Here is a 20,875-nt window from a genome sequence, read left to right on the forward strand (position 1 = left end):
CGCGCCCTTCGCCGCTGGCGCTGCTGCCGGGGGGCTGGGCGCCGGCGGAGGGGGAGACGGGGGCCGGGGAGAGGTGTTGCTCTATGCCGGCCAGCTTGCTGCGGGCGAGATCCACCCGCACCGTGGTGACGCCGCGCCGGAGCAGGGCCTCGATCTGCTTGGTGCTGGTGACCAGCCCCATCTGGGCTATTTCCATGGCGCCGGTCTGGCTGGTGATGGCAATGACATACATGCCGGGCTGCAACTGGCTGACGGGAATGACGGGATGAGGCTGAGTCGGCTTCATGGGGACGTCCTGAGATTATTATTATGCATGGTGTGACGCTGCTGGCGGCAGTCTACCACCGGTGCCGGATGGCGTCAGGCACCATCTGCCGCTCTCCCTGCTTAGTGCTGGTGTTGTCGGGTTCGGCCGATATAATGACGCCCCTTATCAAGATGGATTCCGAGGTTTTTGCATGCGGCTCGATAAATTTATTTGCGATTGCTCCGACTTGACCCGTTCCCAGGCGGGCAAGCTGATCCGTCAGGGGGAGGTCATGGTGGACGGGGTCCTGGTCAAGCAGCCTGCCTTCCACATCCACGAGCAGAACCAGATCGAGTTTGACGGCGTCACGCTCACGCTGAACCAGCGCAATCGCTACTTCATGCTGCACAAACCGGAAGGCTACGTCTGCTCCAACGAGGATCCGGATCACGCCACCGTCTTCCAACTGCTCGACGAGCCCGCCATGGGCAAGTTGCACGTGGTGGGCCGGCTCGATCTCGACACCACAGGCCTGGTGCTGATCACCGATGACGGCCAGTGGTCCCACCGCATCACCTCGCCACGGCACGAGTGCGCCAAGACCTACCACGTCTGGCTGGCCGACCCCGTGAGCGAGGACGCCATCTCGCTGTTTGCCGACGGCGTCTATCTGCGCAACGAAGCCGACAAGACCCGTCCCGCCGAGCTGGAGATCCTGGGGGAGTGCGAGGCGCGCCTCACCATCCACGAGGGCAGGTATCACCAGGTGAAACGGATGTTCGCCGCCATCGGCAACAAGGTGGTGGGGCTGCACCGGGAGCGGATCGGCGAGCTGACCCTGGACGAGGAGCTGGCGCCGGGGGAATACCGTGAGCTGACCGAGGAAGAGGTAGCCAGGTTCTGATCCCCCTCGCCCTGAGGGCGAGGGGAAAGGCCGGGGGCAGGGGGATCAGGATCCCCCCAGCACCAGCGCCGTGCCCAGGGTCGCCAGCAGGGCGCCGGCCCAGGCGGGGAGCGAGGGCCGCACCCCCGAGTGCCACCACAGCAGCGGCAGCAGGATGACAGGGGTGGTGGAGGAGAGGATGGCCACCATGCCCACGTCCCCCTGACGCAGGGCCACCAGGATCAGCGTCATGCCGAGCGCCATCGCCAGAAACCCGTTGATGCCTATCATGCCGAGCACCTGCCGGTTGATGGGGTGGTGGGGCATGGCCAGCGGCACCCGCAGCACCCGCAGGGCGCAGTGGGCCAGCAGGGCACTGCCCATGCGGATGCCGGAGGCGCTCACCGCGTCCACGGTGCCACCCATCATCACCGGCTTGGCGATGATGGCACCGAGGCTCTGACACAGGGCGGCGGTGAGGCCCAGGGCAATGCCGACGACGAGGCTGCCGCGCACCTGCTCCCATTCGCTCTGCTGATTGTCGCCACGGCGTCCGAACAGGATGGCGAGCATGACCCCGGCCAGTACCAGCAGGGCACCCACCAGACGCCAGCCTCCGAGCCGCTCGCCGAACAGCCAGAGCCCGAGCAGGGCGGAGAAGAGCGCGTGGCAGGAGAACAGCAGGCCGCTGCGCCTGGGGCCCAGCCGGTTCATGCAGGCGAAGAGGGCGGTGTCGCCGACGAAGATGCCGACGAGGCCGGAGAGCGCCAGCAGGGGGAGGGCGCTCTCGGTGAGCGTCTGCCAGCCTCCGGTGACGAGGCTGGCGCTGGCCAGCATCAGGCTGACCAGGAACATGCGCCAGCGGCTGTAGGCAAAGGCCCCCAGATGGCGCGCCGGTTTGACGGAAATCAGGGCGGCGACCGCCCATAAACTGGCGGCGGCCAGCGCCAGCCATTCGTATCCCATAAAGACCCCTGAAACGGCAGAAACCCGCCGGATGGCCCCCCTGTCAGCCGGTCGTCACGGCCAGACTGGCGGTGGAAGCATGCCGGCGGCGGCTCTCGCGCAAAAACGGCTGAAAAAAATAGCCCGAAAGACTCCATCTGCCGGGCAAGCCCGATACAATACGGGGCGTCTTCGGGGATAACAAGGGCGGCATCATGCATTCGGTTTCAGGCGCGCCGTCGGCCTTCCCCACCCTGCAGTCAGAAGAATTGAAAGAGGTTGATGTCATGTTTTACCGTTTCACCGCCCGGCCCGCCCGCCGCTGGCTTCCTTCCCTGTTGCTCGGGCTGATGATGGCGCCCCCCCTGCAGGCGACCACAGTGGGGCAGCAGCCTGTGCTGTCGGACCGGCAGACCCTGGTCAAGGGGAACGGCGCCGAACCCGAGTCCCTGGATCCGGCCCAGATCCGTTCCGGCTTCCCGGGGGAGGTGGTGCTGGTGGACCTGTTCGAGGGACTGGTGAGCGAGGACGGGCAGGGCAGGATAGTGCCGGCCCAGGCCCAGCGCTGGGAGACCAGCGAGGACGGGCTGGTGTGGCGCTTCTTCCTGCGCCCCCAGCTCAAGTGGTCCAACGGTGAGCCCCTTGGCGCACGGGATTTCGTCTATGCCTGGCGGCGGTTGCTGAACCCGGCGCTGGCATCGCCCTCCGCCGGTCTCTTGCTGGCGACCGGCATCAACAATGCCCAGTCCATCTACGCCGGTGCGCTCGATCTCGATGCCCTAGGGGTGGAGGCCGAGACCGACCAGATCCTGAAGGTGACCCTGGAGCGGCCTGTGCCCTACTTCCTGCAGCTCATCAGCCAGCGTCCCTTCGTGCCGGTCAATGAAAAGGCGGTCAGCCAGTTCGGCAAGCAGTGGACCCAGCCCGGCAAGCTGGTCAGCAACGGCGCCTACCGGCTGGTGAGCTGGGTGCCGAACGAGCGCATCGAAGCCGAGCGCAACCCCCAGTACTGGGACGATGCCCACACCCGGATCCAGCGGGTGACCTATCTGCCGCTCGCCTCCCAGCACGCGGAGCGGCTGCGCTACGAGGCGGGGGAGATCCAGCTCACCAACAAGGTGGCGCTGGAGTACTACCAGAAGGCCATGCAGGAGACGCCGGAGCGGATCTGGGGCCTGCCGCTGCTCGGCACCTACCTCTATACCTTCAACCTCAATCGCCCGGAGCTGCAGGACGTGCGGGTGCGTCAGGCGCTCTCCATGGCCATCGATCGCCGCCTGCTGACCGAGAAGGTGAGCGGTCAGGGAGAGCGTCCCGCCTGGTCCCTGCTGCCCGGCATGCCGGATTATGACGAGCTTGGCTCGCCCCTCGCCCTGGAGGCGCAGCCGACCCGGCTGGCCCGTGCCGCCGCCCTGCTGGCCCAGGCGGGCTACAACAGCGCCCATCCCCTCAAGCTGACGCTGACCTACAACACCTCGGAGAACCACAAGAAGCTGGCCCTGGCGGTGGCGGCCATGTGGAAGCCGCTGGGGGTGGAGGTCGTCCTCAACAACCTGGAGTGGAACGCCTATCAGGTGGCCAAGGACAGCGGCGACTTCATGCTGGCCCGCTCATTCTTGTTCGGCGATTACGTGGAGCCCTCTTCCATGCTGGGCAGCTTCCGTTGCCAGGATCCCCAGAACGAGAGCGGTTACTGCAACCCGGCCTTCGACGGTCTGCTGCAGCAGGCGTCGGAGACCCTGGATGCCAAGGCCCGGACCGGGCTCTATCATCAGGCGGAACAACTGCTGATGGAGGAGATGCCCGTCATCCCCGTCTATCACTACAACCAGATGCGGCTGGTGGACCCGGCCCTGCGCGGCCTGCCGAGCCGCAACCTGAAGGGCGCCATCGCCACCAAGGATCTCTACTTCAGTCAGCCATGAGGAAAGTGGGATGAAGATAGCAATTATCTCCGATGTACACGGCAGCCTGGATGCACTGGAGCGGGTGCTGGCCCGGCTCGCCCCCTGGCAGCCGGATCACTACCTGCTGCTCGGGGATCTGCTCAACCACGGTCCGCGCAACCCGGTGCCGGAGGGCTATGCCCCTGCGGCCGTGGCCGAGCGACTCAATACACTGGCTTCCCGCATCATGGCGGTACGGGGCAACTGCGATTCGGAAGTGGATCAGATGCTGCTGGATTTCCCCATCACGGCCCCCTACAACCAGTTGCTGGTGGACGGGCGGCGCTGGTTCGTGAGCCACGGCCATCTCTATCAGCCGGAGGCGGTGCCTCTGCCTGCGGGCAGCCTCTTCATCAGCGGCCACACCCACCTTCCCGTGCTGCGGCAGGACGGGGAGAGGGTCTTGATGAACCCGGGGTCCATCTGTTTTCCGAGGGGGGAGTGGGCGGCCAGCTACGGCCGTTACGAGGATGGTGTCATGAGCATTCACGCCTGCGCCGATGATGCCGAGCTGATGCGGCTGGCGCTCTGACCCGCGCGGGTCAGGACAGAGGGATAAAGGGGGGGGCTCAACGCCGAAGCGGGAAGGGGGTCAGGCCTTGATCCCCAGGGAACGGGTGCCGGAGCGGGTATTGCCCTTGGCGTCGTAAGTCAGGGAGTTGCTGTCCTTCAGCTTGCTGAGGAAGCTGGCCAGCCGGCGATTGGAGACGATGCTGAGTTCGAGCAGGCGGCCGTTGAGGTTGTTCTGCTCCTGGCAGGCTTCCAGCTTGGCCTGCAGGGCCTGCAGCTGGTCAGGGAAGGCACCGAGTCGTTGCTGCAGGTCGGGCTGTCCGGCCAGGGTCTTGTCCAGGGTCTCGATGGCCACCAGCAGTTGCTGCTTGCGATCGGCCAGCGCCGGCAAGGCGAGGGCCCGGTGAGCCTTGAGCAGATCAAACTCCTCCGCCAGCAGACCCTGCATCTGGGAGAGGTTGTCGTCCTGGGCGTGCAGCAGCTCGACGAGATCCATCATCCCAGCCGCTTGTCCAGATCGGCTTCAAAGCTGAACATCTTTCTGGCCACGGCTTCGCTGTTGACCTTGTACTCCCCACTGGCCACGGCCTTCTTCAGGCTCTCGACGCGGCTCTCGTTACCGGTGGAGGCGGTGTTGAGGGTCTTCTGCATCTGTTGCAATTGCTGCGCCTCGCTGGTCAAGGAGACAGAGTCGCTCTTGACGGTCGTCGCGCGGTTGCCCTCACCAGAGGTCGCGGACTTGGTGGCTACACCTTGACTGGTCCCGTTGTTTTGCAACCGGTTGTTAGCCAAGTTGTTGATATTGTTGATAGCCATAAGGTTTACCTTCGTCTGCTTTGCTGTTCGCTTACCTGTATATCGGTGACGGCGGTCAGAACTTTAGAAAAAAATCGGATCGTTAACAAAACAGTCAAAACGTGACCACCACGGATCCCACGGCACTGACCTGGCCCTGCACCGCTCTGCCCGAACGAATGTTGACAAGCCGGATCATGTCTCCGAAGCTGCCATCCTGCAAGGCGCGGGCCATGGTTTTGATCTGCATGCTGCTGTTTTCGGCGACCAGGGTCACCTGATCCCCCTTGCAGACCACGCACACCTGGGTCAGCCGAATGGGTTGGCCGGGCTTGAGCTCGCGCTTGCTGCGTACCCCGACGAGGGCGGCCGGGTCGGTCAGATAGTCGCCGCGGATCAGGGTCTGATCCTGGTAGGCCAGGGTCAGCATGGACTCGCTCAGCACGTCGCCCTTGGCCACAGGGGCCGCCACGGTGACATAGGGCTTCTGGATGCTGACCCGCACCGGCAGGTAGAGGTCCCAGGGTTTGTCTTCTTCACACTTGAGGTAGACGGTGGTGTTGCGGCGGATCTCCATCCTGGACGGGAGGGTGATGGTCAGGGCCTCCTCGCAGCGTGTCAGGGGGAGGCGCTCGTCAATGGTCCCGGCTTTCACCTCGGCCTGGGCATCGAGGGGCATATCCAGCTGGCCGAGCACGAACTCCTGCGCCTGTTCCTGCAGATAGTCGGTGACCTCGGACGCCATGGCGTGAGACAGGCTGCAAAACGGCAGTAAGATGAGGAAAAGTCTACTAATCATTTTTGCTTACCGGTCGATAAGTTATTCACGTATACCACCGTAGTTAACTATGCTTGCACCAGAATTCGGTTGTCGAAACATCGCTGGTCTGATGCAAGCCAATGTGCATGCATAATAACATGCACGATCAGTGCCAAGCATTTTTAGGGAGTGTTTATGGCGAGTATTCTGGACTCGGTCAACCAGCGAACCCAGTTAGTGGGACAAAACCGGCTGGAGCTGCTGCTGTTTCGTCTCAACGGACGTCAAAGATTTGGCATCAACGTATTCAAGGTACGTGAGGTGCTGCAGTGCCCGCCCTTGACCGTCATGCCCAAGCTCAACTCCTGCATCCGCGGCGTGGCCCACATCCGTGGCCAGACCATCTCGGTGATCGATCTCAGCATGGCGATGGGCAAGCGTCCCATCCAGGACCTCTCCAAGTGCTTCATCATCATCTCCGAGTACAACAGATCCATTCAGGGGTTCCTGGTGCACTCGGTCGAACGCATCATCAACATGAACTGGGAGTCCATCCTGCCGCCACCCAAGGGGGCGGGGCGCATCAACTACATGACCGCCGTCACCGAGGTGGACGGCGAGCTGGTGGAGATCCTGGACGTGGAGCGCATCCTCAACGAGATCTCGCCGGTCTCCACCGAGGTGAGCGCCGAGCTGGTGGAGGCGAGCGTGGAGCACAACCCCCTGGGTCGCCCCGTGCTGGTGGCGGACGACTCCTCGGTGGCGCGCAAGCAGGTGCAGCGGGCGCTGGAGGCGATCGGGGTGCAGTGCGTGCTGGCCAAGGACGGGCGCGAGGCGCTCAACATGCTGCTGGAGATGTCCAGGAACGGCCCCATCAAGGATCAGATCGCCCTGGTGATTTCGGACATCGAGATGCCGGAGATGGACGGCTACACCTTCACCGCCGAGATCCGCAACAATCCCGCCCTCAAGGATTTGCATGTTATCCTGCACACTTCCCTCAGTGGGGTGTTCAATCAGGCCATGGTGCAGAAAGTCGGAGCGAACAATTTCATTGCCAAATTCCAGCCTGATGAATTGGCCAAGGCCGTACAAGGCGCTCTCTAATCAAGAAGAACAACTGCATGAAGACACTTTCGGACGACTTATACAGGCAATTCAGCAATTTTCTGGCGCAACAGAGCGGCATAGTGCTGGGTGACAACAAACAGTATCTGGTCAAGAGCCGCCTGTCGCCCTTGATGACTCAGTTTGGTATCGAGAGTCTGTCTGATCTGGTCACCCGGGCGATGAACGTGCGCGAGCGGGAACTCAAGATGGCCGTGGTGGATGCCATGACCACCAACGAGACCCTGTGGTTTCGCGATACCTATCCGTTCCAGTTGCTGAGCGACAAGATTTTCCCCGAACTCGGCAAAAGCGGTCGTCCCATCAAGATCTGGTCCGCCGCCTCCTCGTCCGGGCAGGAGCCGTACTCCATCGCCATGACGGCGCTGGAGCAGCAGGTCAAGCGACCGGGCACCCTGCCGGGCGGGGTGCAGATAGTGGGGACCGACATCTCCAGCACCATGCTCAACCAGTGCAAGGAGGGGGTCTATGACAGCCTGGCGCTGGCCCGGGGCCTCTCCCCCGAGCGCAAGCGGCTGTTCTTCGAGCCCTGCGGCGACAACAAGATGCGGGTATCGGAGCGTGTCAGAAAATTGACCAGCTTCCGTCCCCTGAACCTGCTGGAGAGCTACAGCCTGCTCGGCAAGTTTGACATCATCTTCTGTCGCAACGTGCTCATCTACTTCGCCCCCGAGGTGAAGTCCAAGATCCTCAACCAGTTCGCCGGCAGCCTCAACCCTGGCGGCTATCTGATGCTGGGGGCCTCGGAGTCCCTGGCCGGTCTCACCGACAAGTTCGAGATGATCCGCTGCAACCCCGGCATCGTCTACAAGGTCAAATAACCCTCCTCATATCCCTCTTTGGCACACCTCTTGCTAAACATTCATGAAGCAGGAGGTGTGCTATGGCAATTTCATTCGACAAGGCATTCGGTGTTCACCAGTACACGCTGAGCGTGCGCGCCAAGCGTGCCGAGGTGTTGTCCAGCAACATCGCCAATGCGGATACACCGGGCTTCAAGGCCCGTGACATCGACTTCTCCCAGGCGCTGCAACAGGCCCAGAGCCGGCAAGGGTTCGGGCTCAGCACCACCAGCGAGAAGCACTTCGCCTTGCAGATGGATGCGCCCGGGTCGACCCAGTACCGCAATCCCCTGCAACCGGATACCGGTGACGGCAACACGGTGGACGTGCAGCAGGAGCGCAGCGAGTTTCTGCGCAACAGCCTCGAATACCAGGCCTCCCTCGAGTTCATGAACGGCAAGATAAGCGGCCTGCTCAAGGCACTGAAAGGAGAGCAAGGATGAGTTTGTTCAAGGTCTTTGACATTGCAGGCTCCGCCATGAGCGCGCAGTCCGTTCGCCTCAACACGGTGGCGAGCAACATGGCCAACGCCGACAGCGTCAGCTCCAGCGTGGAAAAAACTTACCACGCCAGGCGGCCAGTCTTTGCCGCCCAGCTGGATCAGGCCATGTCCGACAAGCAGGCCTCGGTAGGGGTGGACGTGAAAGGCATCGTCGAGAGCGATGCCCCCCTGCTCAAGGAGTACAACCCGAACCACCCCATGGCGGACAAGGATGGCTTCATCTTCAAGCCCAACGTCAACATGGTGGAGGAGATGGCGGACATGATCGCCGCCTCGCGCAGCTACCAGACCAATGTCCAGGTGGCCGATGCGGCCAAGAAGATGCTGCAGCAGACGCTCGGCCTCGGCAAGTCCTGATAGAGGTGAACCCAGATGACAGAGACCCGTGACCGCCTGTTCGGCCTACGCCGGGCATCGCAAGCCCTAGAGGGGGGAGCATAAGTGGCAGATACCTATGACAGCCTGCTGGGTGTCAACCGGACGACGTCGGCCCAGACCAGTACGGTCAACACCAGCACCCAGAAAAAGGAGCTGGATCAGGAGTCCTTCCTGAAGCTGCTGACCATGCAGCTCTCCTATCAGGATCCGTTCAAGCCGGTGGACAACGCCCAGATGTTGTCCCAGATGACCTCGATGTCGACCTCCCAGGGGATCAGCAGCCTCTCCACCCAGATGGAGAGCCTCAACAGCCTGATGACCTCGAGCCAGGCGCTCCAGGCGTCGGCCCTGGTGGGCCAGAACGTGCTCATCCCCTCCAACACGGGGTATGTGGAGAAGGGGGGCACCCTCTCCGGCGTCATCGCCACCGGAGACGGCGGCAGCAACATCAAGGTGACAGTGAAGGACGAGAGCGGCCAGGTGGTCAAGGAGTTCTCCCTCGAGGGGGACCACAAGGGGAACGTGGCCTTCGAGTGGGATGGCAAGGACAAGTCCGGCAATGCGGCCAAGAGCGGCAAGTATTCGATAGAAGCGCACGCCACCGTGGATGGCAAGTCAGAGAGCGTGCCCGCCCTGACTTACGCCAAGGTGGAGAGCGTCACCCTGGGTACGAGCACCAATCCCAGCACCCTCAAGCTCAAGGGGCTGGGCGGCATCTACCTGACCGATGTATTGGAAATTGGCGGGACGGGCGGCAAGTCGACCACGACCCCGGCCTCGACCTCTAACGCAGTGATCTAAGGAGAAAGACATGTCATTCAACAATGCCCTCAGCGGCATCAATGCGGCTCAAAAAGACCTGAACGTCACCGCGAACAACATTGCCAACGTCAACACCACTGGCTTTAAGGAGTCCCGCGCCGAGTTCGCCGACGTCTATGCCAACTCCATCTTCGTCAACGCCAAGACCCAGGTCGGCAACGGGGTGGCGACGGGGGCGGTGGCGCAGCAGTTCCACCAGGGGGCGCTGCAATTTACCAACAACGCGCTGGATCTCGCCATCCAGGGCAACGGCTTCTTCGTGACCTCGGACGGCCTTTCCAACCTGGATCGCACCTACACCCGCGCCGGTGCCTTCAAGCTCAACGAAAACAGCTACATGGTCAGCAACTCCGGCGGCTATCTGCAGGGCTACGAGATCAACGCCGATGGCACCCCCAAGGCGGTGAGCATCAACGCGACCAAGCCCATCCAGATCCCGGATCGGGCCGGTGAACCGGTCCAGACCTCGACGATCGAAGCGAGTTTCAACCTGCCCTCCACCGCCTCGCCGCTGGCCGCGGGCAACGGCGCCGCCGATGCCTCCAAGTTCGACCCCAAGGACTCGGACACCTACTCCTCCTCCACCTCGGTGGTGGTCTACGACTCCCTGGGTGAGCCCCACACCATCACCCAGTACTTCGTGAAAGAAGCCGACCCGGCCGACACGACCCAGGCGGCGGTGCCGACCGCCTGGCGCATGTACCTCTATCAAGGCGACAAGCCCATCGACATCGCGGGCGGTGTGGCCACCACCATGGCCACCGGTGTCAGCCAGGCGCCCCTGAGCGCGCGGGTGACCTTCGACGCCTCCGGCAAGATGGTCACCCCCACCACCCCGGCGGTCATCAAGACCGAGCAGCTGGGGGCGGCGGGGGCCGGCATCATCACCAATGGCGCCGACGGTACCCAGGAGATCGAGCTCAAGCTGGGTACCGTGACCCAGTACGCCTCTCCGTTCGAAGTCAACAAATTGACCCAGGACGGCTCCACCGTCGGCCGCCTGACCAAGGTGGAGATCACCGCGGACGGCATAGTCTCCGCCACTTACAGCAACGCCACCACCGTCAAGGTGGCCATGGTGGCCATGGCCAAGTTCGCCAACTCCCAGGGGCTGACCCAGGTGGGCGACACCTCCTGGCGCCAGTCCCTGCTCTCCGGCGATGCCCTGCCCGGCACCCCGAACTCGGGCACCTTCGGCTCCATCAAGTCGTCGGCCCTGGAGCAGTCCAACGTGGATTTGACCACAGAGCTGGTGGACCTCATCACCGCCCAGCGCAACTTCCAGGCGAACTCCCGTTCCCTGGAGGTGAACAGCTCCCTGCAGCAGAACATACTGCAGATCCGCTAAGGTGTTTGTGGTTCCAAGGGGCGCTTCGGCGCCCCTTGTCGTCTCAGCGCCGCGCTTTTTCCCTCGCTCCTGTCGCCGTGTTTCTCTCTCTTGGCATTCAACTTGCAGTTCCCCCGCGAGAGTCATCTGTTTGACGGAGGATCCCATGGATCACCTGCTTTACATCGCCATGTCCGGGGCCAAGGAGAACATGAACAGCCTGGCTGTGCGTGGCAACAACCTGGCCAACGCCAACACCATCGGCTTCAAGTCTGACTTCGAGCAGGCGCGCAGCATGCAGGCGTTCGGCGAGGGGCTGCCCACCCGGGTGTTCGCCATGACCGAGCGGCCGGGCCAGAACCTGCAGCACGGCATGCTGATGACCACGGGGCGGGATCTTGACGTCGCCGTCGACGGTCCTGGCTGGATTGCGGTGCAGGATCCCAACGGTGCGGAGGCCTACACCCGCATGGGCAACCTGCAGCTCAACGCCGCCGGCAACCTGCAGACCTCCACCGGTCTGAACGTGGTGGATGACGCCGGCCAGCCCATAGTGCTGCCGCTGCCCATGGAGAAGATCGAGATCAACCGTGACGGCACCATCAGCGGTCGCCCCGAGGGGGCTGCCGCCAACCTGCCTGAGGATTTCCAGCGCATCAAGCTGGTCAACCCGGCGGGGGATGCGGTGGAGAAGGGTCAGGATGGCCTGTTCCGCCGCAAGGATGGCCAGCGGGAGGCCGCGTCTGCCGAGGTGGGCCTGATCGCCGGCTCCCTCGAGGGGAGCAACGTCAACGTGGTCGACGAGATGACCAACCTCATTCGCCTGCAACGTCAGTTTGAAACTCAGGTCAAGATCATGAAGACCGCCGAGGAAAACGACGAGGCCCAAACCCAGCTGCTGCGTATCAGCTAATCAAGGAGCACACCATGAATCCTGCACTCTGGATCAGCAAGACCGGCCTGGATGCCCAGCAGACCAACATCTCGGTCACCTCGAACAACCTGGCGAACGCCAGCACCGTGGGCTACAAGAAGGCCCGCGCCATCTTCGAGGATCTGCTCTATCAGAACATCAACCAGCCAGGTGGCCGCTCCTCGGCGGACACCGAACTGCCCTCCGGCCTGATGCTGGGGGCGGGGGCCAAGGTGGTCGCCACCCAGAAGAACCACAGCCAGGGCAACGTCCAGACCACGGACAACTCCCTGGACCTGATGATCAGTGGCCGCGGCTACTTCGAAATCCAGCTGCCGGACGGCAGCGCGGCCTACACCCGCAACGGCCAGTTCACCCTGAACGACGAGGGCACCATAGTCACCCCGGGCAACGGTTACCCGCTGCAACCGGAGATCCAGATCCCCGAGAACGCCCAGAGCGTCACCGTGGGGGAGGATGGCCAGGTCTCGGTCCAGCTCAAGGGGGACGGCCAGTCCCAGGTGGTGGGCCAGATCAACACCACGGACTTCGTCAACCCCACCGGCCTGCAGCCCATGGGGGAGAACCTCTTCCTCGAGACCCAGTCCAGCGGTGCCCCCATTCAGGGGACTGCCGGTGCGGACGGGCTAGGGGTCATCAAGCAGGGGATGCTGGAGACCTCCAACGTCAACGTGACCGAGGAGCTGGTGAACCTGATCCAGGCCCAGCGGGTGTATGAGATGAACTCCAAGGTCATCTCAGCGGTAGACTCGATGATGTCCTTCCTGACCCAGCGTACCTGATGTAGGAGAGCCATGATGAAAGCCATATGGATGCTGGGCCTGCTGACCCTGGCGGGTTGTGCCAGTACCCCCAACACCCCCAAGCCCGACGATCCGGAATTTGCTCCCGTCTACGGCGAATCCGAGCCGGTGTCGGTGCGCCCGACCGGGGCCATCTTCCAGCCCGAGCAGGTCAACGGCATCTACTCGGACATCAAGGCCCACAAGATAGGTGACATCATCACCATCGAGCTGGCGGAGTCGACCTCGGCGTCGAAGAAGGCCAACACCCAGAGCGGCAAGGACAACAGCTTCGATCTGTCGCCGGTGAGCCTGGGCGGGGTGCCGGTGACGGCGAGCCCCTACAACCTTTCCGCCTCCGTCGATCAGAGCAGCGCATTCAAGGGGCAGGCCAAGGCGGACCAGAGCAACAGCCTGCAGGGCAACATCTCGGTCAGCGTGGTCAAGGTGCTGCCGAACGGCAACCTGCTGGTGCGCGGCGAGAAGTGGATCATGCTCAACAACGGCAACGAATACATCCGCATCACCGGTCTGGTGCGTCCGGAGGACGTCAGCTCCGAGAACAGCGTGTCGTCCCAGAAGGTGGCCAATGCCCGCATCCATTACGGCGGGACCGGCGATCTGGCCAACACCCAGGAACAGGGGTGGCTGACCAGCTTCTTCAACGGTCCCTGGTGGCCCATTTAAGACTCGACAGCCCGGATCGCCAAGCCGATCCGGGCCACAGTGGTTTCGTTAGGAGATGTCATGAACCGATTCCGTCTGCTTGCCCTGCTGTGCTGCCTGTTGCCGCTCGGGCTGGCGCACGCGTCCCGCATCAAGGATCTCGCCTCGGTGGAAGGGGTGCGCAGCAACCAGCTGATCGGTTACGGTCTGGTGGTGGGTCTGCCCGGCACGGGTGAGAAGAACAACGCCTTCACCGAGCAGACCTTCAGGACCATGCTCAACAACTTCGGCATCAAGGTGCCGGACAACATCAAGCCCAAGATCAAGGACGTGGCGCCGGTGGCGATCCACGCGGATCTGCCCCCCTTCTCCAAGCCGGGCCAGACCATAGACGTCACCGTCTCCGCCATCGGCGAGGCGAAGAGCCTGCGGGGCGGCACCCTGCTGCAGACCTTCCTCAAGGGGCTGGACGGCCGCGTCTATGCGGTGGCCCAGGGCAGCCTGGTGGTCGGGGGCCTGGGGGCCGAGGGGGCTGACGGTTCCAAGGTGGTGATCAACACCCCGACCGTGGGGCGCATCGCCAACGGGGCGACCGTGGAGCGGGAAGTACCGAACTCCTTCAGCCAGGGGGATACCATCACCTTCAACCTGAACCGGCCCGACTTCACCACCGCCCGTCGGGTGGCCGACGTGGTCAACGATCTGGTGGGGCCCAATACCGCCCAGGCGCTGGATGCCACCTCCATCAAGGTGTTTGCGCCGCGGGATCCGGCCCAGCGGGTCTCCTACCTCTCCACCATAGAGAACCTGGAGGTGGATCCGGCGAGCGAGTCCGCCAAGATCATCGTGAATTCCCGCACCGGTACCATCGTCATCGGCAGCGAGGTCAGGCTGCGTCCGGCCGCCATCAGCCACGGCGGCCTGACGGTCACCATCGCCGAGAACCAGCAGGTCTCCCAGCCCAATCCGCTGGCGGGCGGGCAGACGGCGGTCACCAACAACTCCACCATCAACGTGCAGCAGGATCCGGGGCGCATGTTCAAGTTCGATACCGGCGCGACCCTGGACGACTTGGTGCGGGCGGTGAACCAGGTGGGGGTGGCCCCCGGCGATCTGATGGCGATCCTGGAGGCCCTGCAGCAGGCAGGCGCCATCCAGGGCCAGCTGGTCATTCTGTAATGAGGGATGGCGATGCCGCCTCGGGCGGCACCTCCGGCAGGGCCAGCGGGTCATTTTGTAACATCTTGAGCGGCAAGAGGTTGCCACGGGCGGCAAAGAGGTAGGTTATGGCAGAGTTCGACACCCAGAGCGGTATCAATCTTGGCATGGTGCAGGACGTCCAGAACCTGGACAAGCTGCGCCGGATGAGCCAGAGCAAGGAGGGGCAGCAGGGGGCCCTGATGGCGGCGGCCCGCCAGTTCGAGTCCATCTTCACCCAGACCCTGTTCAAGGGGATGCGCCAGGCCAACTCGGTGCTGACCGAAGGCAACCCGATGAACAGCAGCTACACCCAGTTCTATGAAGGGATGCTGGACGAGCAGCGGGTTGCCGACATGTCGAGCAAGGGGGGCCTCGGCATCGCCGAGATGGTGGCCAGGCAGCTCTCTCCTGACAAGACCTTCACCCATCAGGATGGGCGCGTGCTCAAGCTGCCCGAGCGCACCGAGCGGGTCTACAAGCCCTATCAGCCCCCCAGTGCTTCCAACGATCTGATCGCCGCCTCCAAAGTTGGCAAAGATTTTGCTGATAACGAAATGAAGAGCGAGATGAAGGGTGAGCTGGCTGGGGCTGAGCATCGTCTGGCCCCGCCCCGGCGTCCCCACCGCACCGTGCCGCCCATGGGCACGGGCCAGCGGGCACCGGCCCTGGACGGGAGCGCCAAGGTGTTCGACAGTCCGGAGGAGTTCGTCGACAGGCTGATGCCGCTCGCCAAGAAGGCGGCGGACAAGCTGGGGCTGAGCCCGGCGGTGCTGGTGGCCCAGGCCGCCCTCGAGAGCGGCTGGGGCAAGCGGGTGATCAAGGACGGGGAGGGGCAGATAACCCACAACCTGTTCGGCATCAAGGCCGATCCGCGCTGGGAAGGGCCCAAGGCGGTGGTGAGCACCCTGGAGTACGAGCAGGGGGTGGCCTCGCGCCAGAAGGCGGCGTTCCGCTCCTACGAGTCGTTTGAAGAGAGCTTCAACGACTACGTGGACTTCCTGACCTCGGGGACCCGCTACAAGGGTGCCCTGGCCAAGGTGGACAGCCCGGACAGCTATTTCGAGGCGCTGCAGCAGGCCGGTTATGCCACCGACCCCCAGTACGCCAGGAAACTTAAACAAGTGTTGCGCAGTGATGCCATCGCCGGCTACTCGATGCCCGGCAGCACTGCGACCAGGAACACAGAGATGGAGCTGTAAGCTATGGCAAGCGATCTGCTTGGAATCGGTACCTCGGGTGTGTTGGCCCAGCAGCGACTGCTGCAGACTACCAGCAACAACATCGTCAACGTCAATAGCCAGGGCTATGTACGTGAACGCACCCTGATCTATACCAATTCCGTCGGATTGGGGACGGGAGACATGGTGAGCGAGCGCATCATCAACGCCTATGCCCAGGCCGAGATGCGCCGGGATACCTCCATCTATCAGGCCTCCAGCACCCGCTACGATCAGCTCTTCCAGCTCGACAGCCTGCTCGGCGATGCCAGCAACAGCGTGGGCACCACCATCACCTCCTACTTCAAGGCCTTCCATACCGCCAACGAGTCGCCGTCCGAGATCGGGGGGCGCAAGACGACCCTGAGCGAGCTGGGCGGCATGGTGGACAGATTCCACACCCTCTCCGCCCAGCTCGACAAGCAGGGGGACACCATCAGCGCCACCATCAGCGACGAGACGGACAGGGTGAACAGCCTGCTCAATAGCATCAACGATCTGAACCAGGCCATCATCCGCACCCAGGGCACGCCGGAGGAGAACCTGATGCTGTTCGATCAGCGGGACGAGGCCATCCGCCAGCTCTCCGAGAAGATGGAGATCCGCACCGTGACCCAGCCCAACGGCAGCATGCTGGTGAACATGAGCACGGGGCACTCCCTGGTGCTGGACGGCGGCGTGGCCCAGTTCAAGGTGGTGGCGGGCAACCCGGACTCCCGGGACGTCACGCTGCAACTGACCCTGGGGGCCAACCAGGCCGACGTCAACGACAAGGATGTGGGGGGGGCCATCGGCGGCCTCTTCACCGCGCGCCGGGATCTGGAACCGGCCAAGCGGGAGCTCGGGCAGCTGGCGGTCGCCCTGGCCGACGCCATGAACCAGCAGAACCGGCTGGGGATGGATCTGGACAACGAGCTCGGTGGGGATCTCTTCTCCCTCGGCGCTAGCGATGGCCTGCCCTACAGCCAGAATACCGGCAGCGGCGCCGCCAAGGTGAACTTCGTCCCCGGCAAGGGAACGGAAGTGACCACCTTCGACTACGAGGTGCAGTTCAGCAGCGCCACCGGCTATGAGGTGTTCTCCATCGACGGTAGCGGCAAGCGTACCTCGCTGATGACCGGCACCACGCCCCCCGCCACGTTCGAGGTGGCGGGGCACGGCATCGAGATCGATCTCTCCGGCACCCCGGCCGCCGGCGACAAGATAGCGCTGCAACCCACCCGGCATGCCGCCGCCAACCTCGAGGCCGCGATCACCCGGCCAGAGGACATCGCGCTGGCGTCTCCCATCAAGGCGGACAAGAACGCCCAGAACCTGGGCTCGGGTGAAATCAAGCTGAGCAGTGTCTACAACACGGGGACGGGCTCGGGCTTTGGTGCCAACAATCTGGACCCGAGCGCACCCCAGGTCATCAAGATCGACGGCAGCGGCAACTATGAGGTCTACGACAAGAACAACAACCTGCTCGGCGTGGCCCCGGCGTCCAGCAAGGGACAGAACCTGATGTCCGTCCTTGAGATGCCGTTGGGGACGCCCATAGTGCCGGCCCTGACCCCGGGCTATGACTTCAGCATCACCGGCAAGGTGGAGGCCAACGACAGTTTCACCCTGAGCTACAACAAGGACGGTTTTGCCGACAACGCCAACGGCCTGGCGCTGGCGGAGCTGCAGAACAAGGAGCTGGTGCGCAAGAACAACAACGCCGCCACCAGCAACGACAAGATGACCTTCAACGACGCCTACTCCGGGCTGGTGAGCGGGATCGGCAACAAGACCAGCCAGGCCAAGACCCTGCTGCAGGCCAACGAGGCCAAGTTGACCCAGAGCACCGGCATCTACGAGAGCGTCTCCGGGGTCAACCTGGAGGAGGAGGCGGCCAACCTCATCCGCTTCCAGCAGTCCTATGCGGCCTCGGCCCAGATAGTGAACACCGCCAAGACCATCTTCGACACCCTGCTCTCCTCCGTGAGGTAAGTCATGCGCATCACCACCAACATGATCTACGACCGCAACCTGGCCACCATGAGCAAGGTGAGCGAGCGTCAGAACACCGCCTACAACCAGCTGATGACGGGGGAGAAGTTCACCCGTGCCGGCGAGGATCCCTCCGGCATGAGCCAGAAGATGGCGCTGACCAAGGAGATCGATCTCTTCAAGCAGTACGGCGTCAACGGCAGCCTGCTGGAGAACAGCCTGGGCCACGAGGATACGGTCCTCACCTCCATCAACAACGCCATGCTGAGCGCCCAGACCCTGATCCAGAAGGCGAACAACTCCGCCATGGGCGCCGAGGAGCGCAGCGCCATCGCAAGCGAATTGGAGGGGCTGCAAAAGCAGATGTTCGACCTGATGAACAGCAAGAACTCCCAGGGGGAGTTCATCTTCGGCGGCAACCAGAGCAAGACCCAGCCCTTCGTCAAGGATGCCAGCGGCAACTACGTGTTCCAGGGGGACACGGGTCAGCGCAGCATCCAGGTCTCTCCCACGGTTAAGATCCCGGCGAACGACTCCGGTTTCGATCTGTTCGAGATGGTGGCGACCCGGCGCACCGCCAGCGCCACCAGCGCCAACATCCAGGTGGGGGTAGGGGACCAGGGCAACTTCGAGAGCTTCTATCGCAACAACTACGATCCTTCGCTCGCCAGCAACCAGTTCACGGTCGACACCCTGGTGGGGCCGCCGGATACCTACGAGATCCGTGACAGTGGCGGCACCCTGCTGCAGAGCGGCGACTATGTGGCGGGCAACAAGATCGCCTTCAACGGGCTGGAGCTGACCCTGGATCTGCCCGCGGGGTCCGCCACCCAGACCTTCGCGCTGGATACGCCGAAGAACGACAGCATCCTCAACGGCATGTCCGACTTCATCTCGGCCCTGCGGGATCCCAGCCTACCGGCGAGCGACTTCCAGCTGGCGGTGGCCGATGCCACCACCCATATGAACAACGCCAGGACCCAGGTGGACAGGGGACAGGGGGAGGTGGGCAGCCGACTCAACAGCCTGGAGCAGGTGATGAGCTCGAACGATGGCCTCAGCACCCTGAACCAGCAGGCGAGGGCCAAGGTCTCGGAGGCCGACATGTACGAGGTGATCGCCACCCTCTCCAAGGAGGATGCGGCCATGAGCGCCTCCCAGCTCGCCTTCAGCAAGATAAGCAAGCTCACCCTGTTCGACTATATCCGCTGATTTGTCCCTTGACCGCACGCTCCCCCGTGGCCCCGGCCCGGGGGAGCCGTCATTTCATGCTCCTTCCCGCAATTTGTAACAACCCGTTGCAGACGTCCTGATTGCCTTGACTCGACTCGCGCCTGGGCCGATGATGCCGCCCGCACGGCCCCGCCGTGCGCATCATTCGCAGCATCTCGTTAGGCGAGGCTCCTGCATAAACACAGGCCACTGATCTCACGACGTCCAGAGACGCCCAAGATCAGGACAGTTTTCATCGGATTAAGGTGTCAACCCAAGTGGCTTCCGGCGCGCCGGATACGTTATGCAGTGCTAAAGCTGGTACGTGGGGATGAAGACACGCCGGACGGCGTCATTTCCTGCCTGTTACTCGTCAATCAAATTGCTGTTTTCTTGCAAACGGCAGCCGGCATGACCGGTTGCTCCCGGGCCCGACCCGGGATCACATGAGGACATCTGTGATGAAGAAAACACACACCCTGCTCAACCGTCATCAACTGCTCGATCCTATCGCCCTGGGTAGCTGGCTGGCGCACAACCAGGACCCGGTCCAGCGGGCCGATCAGCTGCTGACCCTGCGCCCGGAAGAGCTCAACTGCATCTTCGATACCCTGCCTGTCCCCGAGGGGGCCGCCCTGCTCGGCTCCCTGCCCGCGGAGTGCGCCGGCCATCTGTTGCTCAGGCTCCATGGCAGCATCCTCGGGGGCCTGCAGGGGGCCATCGCGCGCCGCGACCTGCTGACCATGCTGCGCCGGCTCGATGAAGAGGATCGCAGCACCCTGCTCGCTCGTCTGCCCGAGCCCCCACGGGATGCCCTGCGGTCGCTGCTGGCCTGGCCGAGCGAGTCGGTCGGTGCCAACATGCGCCACGAGTACCTGGCCGTGGCGGCAGAGGCGACGGTGGAGAGCGCCAAACAGCTGATCCACGGCGCCTGGGACCAGACCCAGCTGTTCGGCCACCTCTATGTGGTCGACGGCGAGCGGCGCCTGCAGGGCAGCGTCTCCCTCAAGTCGCTGCTGATCGCCGATCCTCTGCGGCCCGTGAGCGAGCTGATGGAGCGGGAGGCGGTGCGCATCAACGCCCGGGCGGATCGGGAGCTGGCGGCCCGCCTGCTCATCGACCGCGACCTCTCGACCCTGCCGGTGGAAGATCAGGGTCGTCTGGTGGGGGTCTTCCACGTGGATGACGCCGCCGACATCCTGGAGCTCGAATCCACCGAAGATGCGGAGCTGCAGGGGGGCTCATCTCCCCTGGATACTCCCTATCTGCAGGCCACTCCCTGGCAGCTGTGGCGCAAGCGGGTGGGCTGGCTGCTGATCCTGTTCGTGGCGGAGGCCTACACAGGCACAGTGCTGCGGGCCTTCGAGGAGCAGCTGGAGGCGGCCATCGCGCTCGCCTTCTTCATCCCGCTCTTGATCGGCACCGGGGGCAACAGCGGCACCCAGATCACCACCACGATAGTGCGTGCCATGGCGGTGGGGGAGGTGAGCCTGAAGAACCTCGGCACCGTGCTGAAAAAAGAGATCTCCACCGGCCTGCTCATCTCGGCGGCCATCGCCCTGGCCGCCTGGGTGCGGGCCTGGAGCTTAGGGGTGGGCCCGGAGATCGGCATGGTGGTGACCCTCACCATCGTCGCCATCGTGCTCTGGAGCGCCACCGTCGCCTCGGTGATCCCCATGGTGCTGCGCCGTTTTCGCATCGATCCGGCGGTGGTCTCGGCGCCCTTCATCGCCACCCTGGTGGATGGCACCGGCCTCATCATCTACTTCGAGATAGCCAAGCTGATCCTACCGGACCTGCAGTGA

The 20,875-nt window shown here is 63.5% G+C and carries 22 protein-coding genes and 1 riboswitch; of the genes, 17 read left to right on the top strand and 5 right to left on the bottom strand.

What is annotated here, in order from left to right:
* On the bottom strand, window positions 1–286 hold a 286-nt coding region (locus tag BN1132_RS07095), incomplete at its 3' end, for a DUF3391 domain-containing protein (RefSeq protein ID WP_042076335.1).
* 172 nt (window positions 287–458) lie between these two features.
* Between BN1132_RS07095 and rsuA the strand changes: the two genes are divergently transcribed.
* Complete coding sequence (gene rsuA / locus BN1132_RS07100) at window positions 459–1,151, top strand: 16S rRNA pseudouridine(516) synthase RsuA (protein ID WP_042076336.1); 693 nt, start codon at window positions 459–461, stop codon at window positions 1,149–1,151.
* 45 nt (window positions 1,152–1,196) lie between these two features.
* Here the strand turns inward: rsuA and BN1132_RS07105 are convergent, their stop codons facing one another.
* Window positions 1,197–2,096: a DMT family transporter gene (locus BN1132_RS07105; RefSeq protein WP_042076338.1), complete on the bottom strand. Its 900-nt coding sequence runs from the start codon at window positions 2,094–2,096 to the stop codon at window positions 1,197–1,199.
* A gap of 266 nt (window positions 2,097–2,362) precedes the next feature.
* Here BN1132_RS07105 and BN1132_RS07110 point away from each other — a divergent pair, with 266 nt between their 5' ends.
* Both BN1132_RS07110 and yfcE read left to right on the top strand, forming a co-directional pair.
* Window positions 2,363–4,000: a peptide ABC transporter substrate-binding protein gene (locus BN1132_RS07110; protein ID WP_042076340.1), complete on the top strand. Its 1,638-nt coding sequence runs from the start codon at window positions 2,363–2,365 to the stop codon at window positions 3,998–4,000.
* A 10-nt stretch (window positions 4,001–4,010) separates the two neighbouring features.
* On the top strand, window positions 4,011–4,553 hold the full coding sequence (gene yfcE, locus BN1132_RS07115) for a phosphodiesterase (protein WP_042076343.1): 543 nt from the start codon (window positions 4,011–4,013) through the stop codon (window positions 4,551–4,553).
* 60 nt (window positions 4,554–4,613) lie between these two features.
* On the opposite strand, the gene BN1132_RS07120 is transcribed toward yfcE, so the two are convergent.
* The 3 genes from BN1132_RS07120 to flgA all read right to left on the bottom strand — a co-directional run bounded on the left by BN1132_RS07120 (window position 4,614) and on the right by flgA (window position 6,047).
* Window positions 4,614–5,030, bottom strand: coding sequence for a flagella synthesis protein FlgN (locus BN1132_RS07120; protein WP_042076345.1), 417 nt, complete (start codon window positions 5,028–5,030; stop codon window positions 4,614–4,616).
* Window positions 5,027–5,347 carry a flagellar biosynthesis anti-sigma factor FlgM gene (gene flgM, locus BN1132_RS07125; protein ID WP_042076347.1) on the bottom strand — a complete coding sequence of 107 codons (321 nt, stop codon included), beginning with the start codon at window positions 5,345–5,347 and terminating at the stop codon, window positions 5,027–5,029. The genes BN1132_RS07120 and flgM overlap by 4 nt, the downstream gene beginning before the upstream one ends.
* Window positions 5,348–5,441: 94 nt before the next feature.
* Window positions 5,442–6,047, bottom strand: coding sequence for a flagellar basal body P-ring formation chaperone FlgA (flgA, locus tag BN1132_RS07130; RefSeq protein WP_042076445.1), 606 nt, complete (start codon window positions 6,045–6,047; stop codon window positions 5,442–5,444).
* Window positions 6,048–6,281: 234 nt separating this feature from the next.
* Here flgA and BN1132_RS07135 point away from each other — a divergent pair, with 234 nt between their 5' ends.
* The 14 genes from BN1132_RS07135 (at window position 6,282) to mgtE (ending at window position 20,875) form a co-directional block, all read left to right on the top strand.
* The gene (locus tag BN1132_RS07135; RefSeq protein ID WP_042076348.1) at window positions 6,282–7,193 is read left to right on the top strand and encodes a chemotaxis protein CheV; all 912 of its coding nucleotides are present in this window, start codon (window positions 6,282–6,284) and stop codon (window positions 7,191–7,193) included.
* Between the two features lie 17 nt (window positions 7,194–7,210).
* Window positions 7,211–8,035: a CheR family methyltransferase gene (locus BN1132_RS07140; RefSeq protein ID WP_042076349.1), complete on the top strand. Its 825-nt coding sequence runs from the start codon at window positions 7,211–7,213 to the stop codon at window positions 8,033–8,035.
* 62 nt (window positions 8,036–8,097) lie between these two features.
* Window positions 8,098–8,499, top strand: a complete 402-nt coding sequence (flgB, locus tag BN1132_RS07145; protein WP_042076352.1) for a flagellar basal body rod protein FlgB — start codon at window positions 8,098–8,100, stop codon at window positions 8,497–8,499.
* Window positions 8,496–8,915 (top strand): flagellar basal body rod protein FlgC, encoded by a 420-nt coding sequence (gene flgC / locus BN1132_RS07150; RefSeq protein ID WP_005329775.1) that lies wholly within the window; start codon window positions 8,496–8,498, stop codon window positions 8,913–8,915. The genes flgB and flgC overlap by 4 nt, the downstream gene beginning before the upstream one ends.
* A gap of 84 nt (window positions 8,916–8,999) precedes the next feature.
* Window positions 9,000–9,737 carry a flagellar hook assembly protein FlgD gene (locus BN1132_RS07155; protein ID WP_042076353.1) on the top strand — a complete coding sequence of 246 codons (738 nt, stop codon included), beginning with the start codon at window positions 9,000–9,002 and terminating at the stop codon, window positions 9,735–9,737.
* A gap of 10 nt (window positions 9,738–9,747) precedes the next feature.
* A complete protein-coding gene (gene flgE, locus BN1132_RS07160; RefSeq protein ID WP_042076354.1) occupies window positions 9,748–11,106 on the top strand; it encodes a flagellar hook protein FlgE in 1,359 nt (452 codons plus the stop codon).
* A 145-nt stretch (window positions 11,107–11,251) separates the two neighbouring features.
* On the top strand, window positions 11,252–11,998 hold the full coding sequence (locus BN1132_RS07165) for a flagellar basal body rod protein FlgF (protein ID WP_042076355.1): 747 nt from the start codon (window positions 11,252–11,254) through the stop codon (window positions 11,996–11,998).
* Between the two features lie 14 nt (window positions 11,999–12,012).
* A complete protein-coding gene (gene flgG / locus BN1132_RS07170; protein ID WP_010675290.1) occupies window positions 12,013–12,801 on the top strand; it encodes a flagellar basal-body rod protein FlgG in 789 nt (262 codons plus the stop codon).
* Between the two features lie 15 nt (window positions 12,802–12,816).
* A complete protein-coding gene (gene flgH, locus BN1132_RS07175) occupies window positions 12,817–13,488 on the top strand; it encodes a flagellar basal body L-ring protein FlgH (RefSeq protein WP_042076358.1) in 672 nt (223 codons plus the stop codon).
* 60 nt (window positions 13,489–13,548) lie between these two features.
* Window positions 13,549–14,646 carry a flagellar basal body P-ring protein FlgI gene (locus BN1132_RS07180; protein ID WP_042076360.1) on the top strand — a complete coding sequence of 366 codons (1,098 nt, stop codon included), beginning with the start codon at window positions 13,549–13,551 and terminating at the stop codon, window positions 14,644–14,646.
* A gap of 107 nt (window positions 14,647–14,753) precedes the next feature.
* Window positions 14,754–15,866: a flagellar assembly peptidoglycan hydrolase FlgJ gene (flgJ, locus tag BN1132_RS07185; RefSeq protein ID WP_042076363.1), complete on the top strand. Its 1,113-nt coding sequence runs from the start codon at window positions 14,754–14,756 to the stop codon at window positions 15,864–15,866.
* A 3-nt stretch (window positions 15,867–15,869) separates the two neighbouring features.
* Window positions 15,870–17,858: a FlgK family flagellar hook-associated protein gene (locus BN1132_RS07190; protein WP_042076364.1), complete on the top strand. Its 1,989-nt coding sequence runs from the start codon at window positions 15,870–15,872 to the stop codon at window positions 17,856–17,858.
* 3 nt (window positions 17,859–17,861) lie between these two features.
* Window positions 17,862–19,070: a flagellar hook-associated protein FlgL gene (gene flgL, locus BN1132_RS07195; RefSeq protein WP_042076366.1), complete on the top strand. Its 1,209-nt coding sequence runs from the start codon at window positions 17,862–17,864 to the stop codon at window positions 19,068–19,070.
* Window positions 19,071–19,238: 168 nt separating this feature from the next.
* A riboswitch (M-box (ykoK) riboswitch) is annotated at window positions 19,239–19,408 on the top strand.
* A 123-nt stretch (window positions 19,409–19,531) separates the two neighbouring features.
* A complete protein-coding gene (gene mgtE / locus BN1132_RS07200; RefSeq protein ID WP_042076368.1) occupies window positions 19,532–20,875 on the top strand; it encodes a magnesium transporter in 1,344 nt (447 codons plus the stop codon).

It is taken from the genome of Aeromonas sanarellii (genome assembly GCF_000820085.1).
Classification (GTDB): domain Bacteria; phylum Pseudomonadota; class Gammaproteobacteria; order Enterobacterales; family Aeromonadaceae; genus Aeromonas; species Aeromonas sanarellii.

Excerpts from the sequence above, each read along its gene's own strand:
- rsuA (WP_042076336.1), top strand. The coding sequence starts at position 459 with ATGCGGCTCGATAAATTTATTTGCGATTGCTCCGACTTGACCCGTTCC.
- BN1132_RS07105 (WP_042076338.1), bottom strand. The coding sequence starts at position 2,096 with ATGGGATACGAATGGCTGGCGCTGGCCGCCGCCAGTTTATGGGCGGTC.
- BN1132_RS07110 (WP_042076340.1), top strand. The coding sequence starts at position 2,363 with ATGTTTTACCGTTTCACCGCCCGGCCCGCCCGCCGCTGGCTTCCTTCC.
- yfcE (WP_042076343.1), top strand. The coding sequence starts at position 4,011 with ATGAAGATAGCAATTATCTCCGATGTACACGGCAGCCTGGATGCACTG.
- BN1132_RS07120 (WP_042076345.1), bottom strand. The coding sequence starts at position 5,030 with ATGATGGATCTCGTCGAGCTGCTGCACGCCCAGGACGACAACCTCTCC.
- flgM (WP_042076347.1), bottom strand. The coding sequence starts at position 5,347 with ATGGCTATCAACAATATCAACAACTTGGCTAACAACCGGTTGCAAAAC.
- BN1132_RS07135 (WP_042076348.1), top strand. The coding sequence starts at position 6,282 with ATGGCGAGTATTCTGGACTCGGTCAACCAGCGAACCCAGTTAGTGGGA.
- BN1132_RS07140 (WP_042076349.1), top strand. The coding sequence starts at position 7,211 with ATGAAGACACTTTCGGACGACTTATACAGGCAATTCAGCAATTTTCTG.
- flgB (WP_042076352.1), top strand. The coding sequence starts at position 8,098 with ATGGCAATTTCATTCGACAAGGCATTCGGTGTTCACCAGTACACGCTG.
- flgC (WP_005329775.1), top strand. The coding sequence starts at position 8,496 with ATGAGTTTGTTCAAGGTCTTTGACATTGCAGGCTCCGCCATGAGCGCG.
- flgE (WP_042076354.1), top strand. The coding sequence starts at position 9,748 with ATGTCATTCAACAATGCCCTCAGCGGCATCAATGCGGCTCAAAAAGAC.
- BN1132_RS07165 (WP_042076355.1), top strand. The coding sequence starts at position 11,252 with ATGGATCACCTGCTTTACATCGCCATGTCCGGGGCCAAGGAGAACATG.
- flgG (WP_010675290.1), top strand. The coding sequence starts at position 12,013 with ATGAATCCTGCACTCTGGATCAGCAAGACCGGCCTGGATGCCCAGCAG.
- flgH (WP_042076358.1), top strand. The coding sequence starts at position 12,817 with ATGAAAGCCATATGGATGCTGGGCCTGCTGACCCTGGCGGGTTGTGCC.
- BN1132_RS07180 (WP_042076360.1), top strand. The coding sequence starts at position 13,549 with ATGAACCGATTCCGTCTGCTTGCCCTGCTGTGCTGCCTGTTGCCGCTC.
- flgJ (WP_042076363.1), top strand. The coding sequence starts at position 14,754 with ATGGCAGAGTTCGACACCCAGAGCGGTATCAATCTTGGCATGGTGCAG.
- BN1132_RS07190 (WP_042076364.1), top strand. The coding sequence starts at position 15,870 with ATGGCAAGCGATCTGCTTGGAATCGGTACCTCGGGTGTGTTGGCCCAG.
- flgL (WP_042076366.1), top strand. The coding sequence starts at position 17,862 with ATGCGCATCACCACCAACATGATCTACGACCGCAACCTGGCCACCATG.
- mgtE (WP_042076368.1), top strand. The coding sequence starts at position 19,532 with ATGAAGAAAACACACACCCTGCTCAACCGTCATCAACTGCTCGATCCT.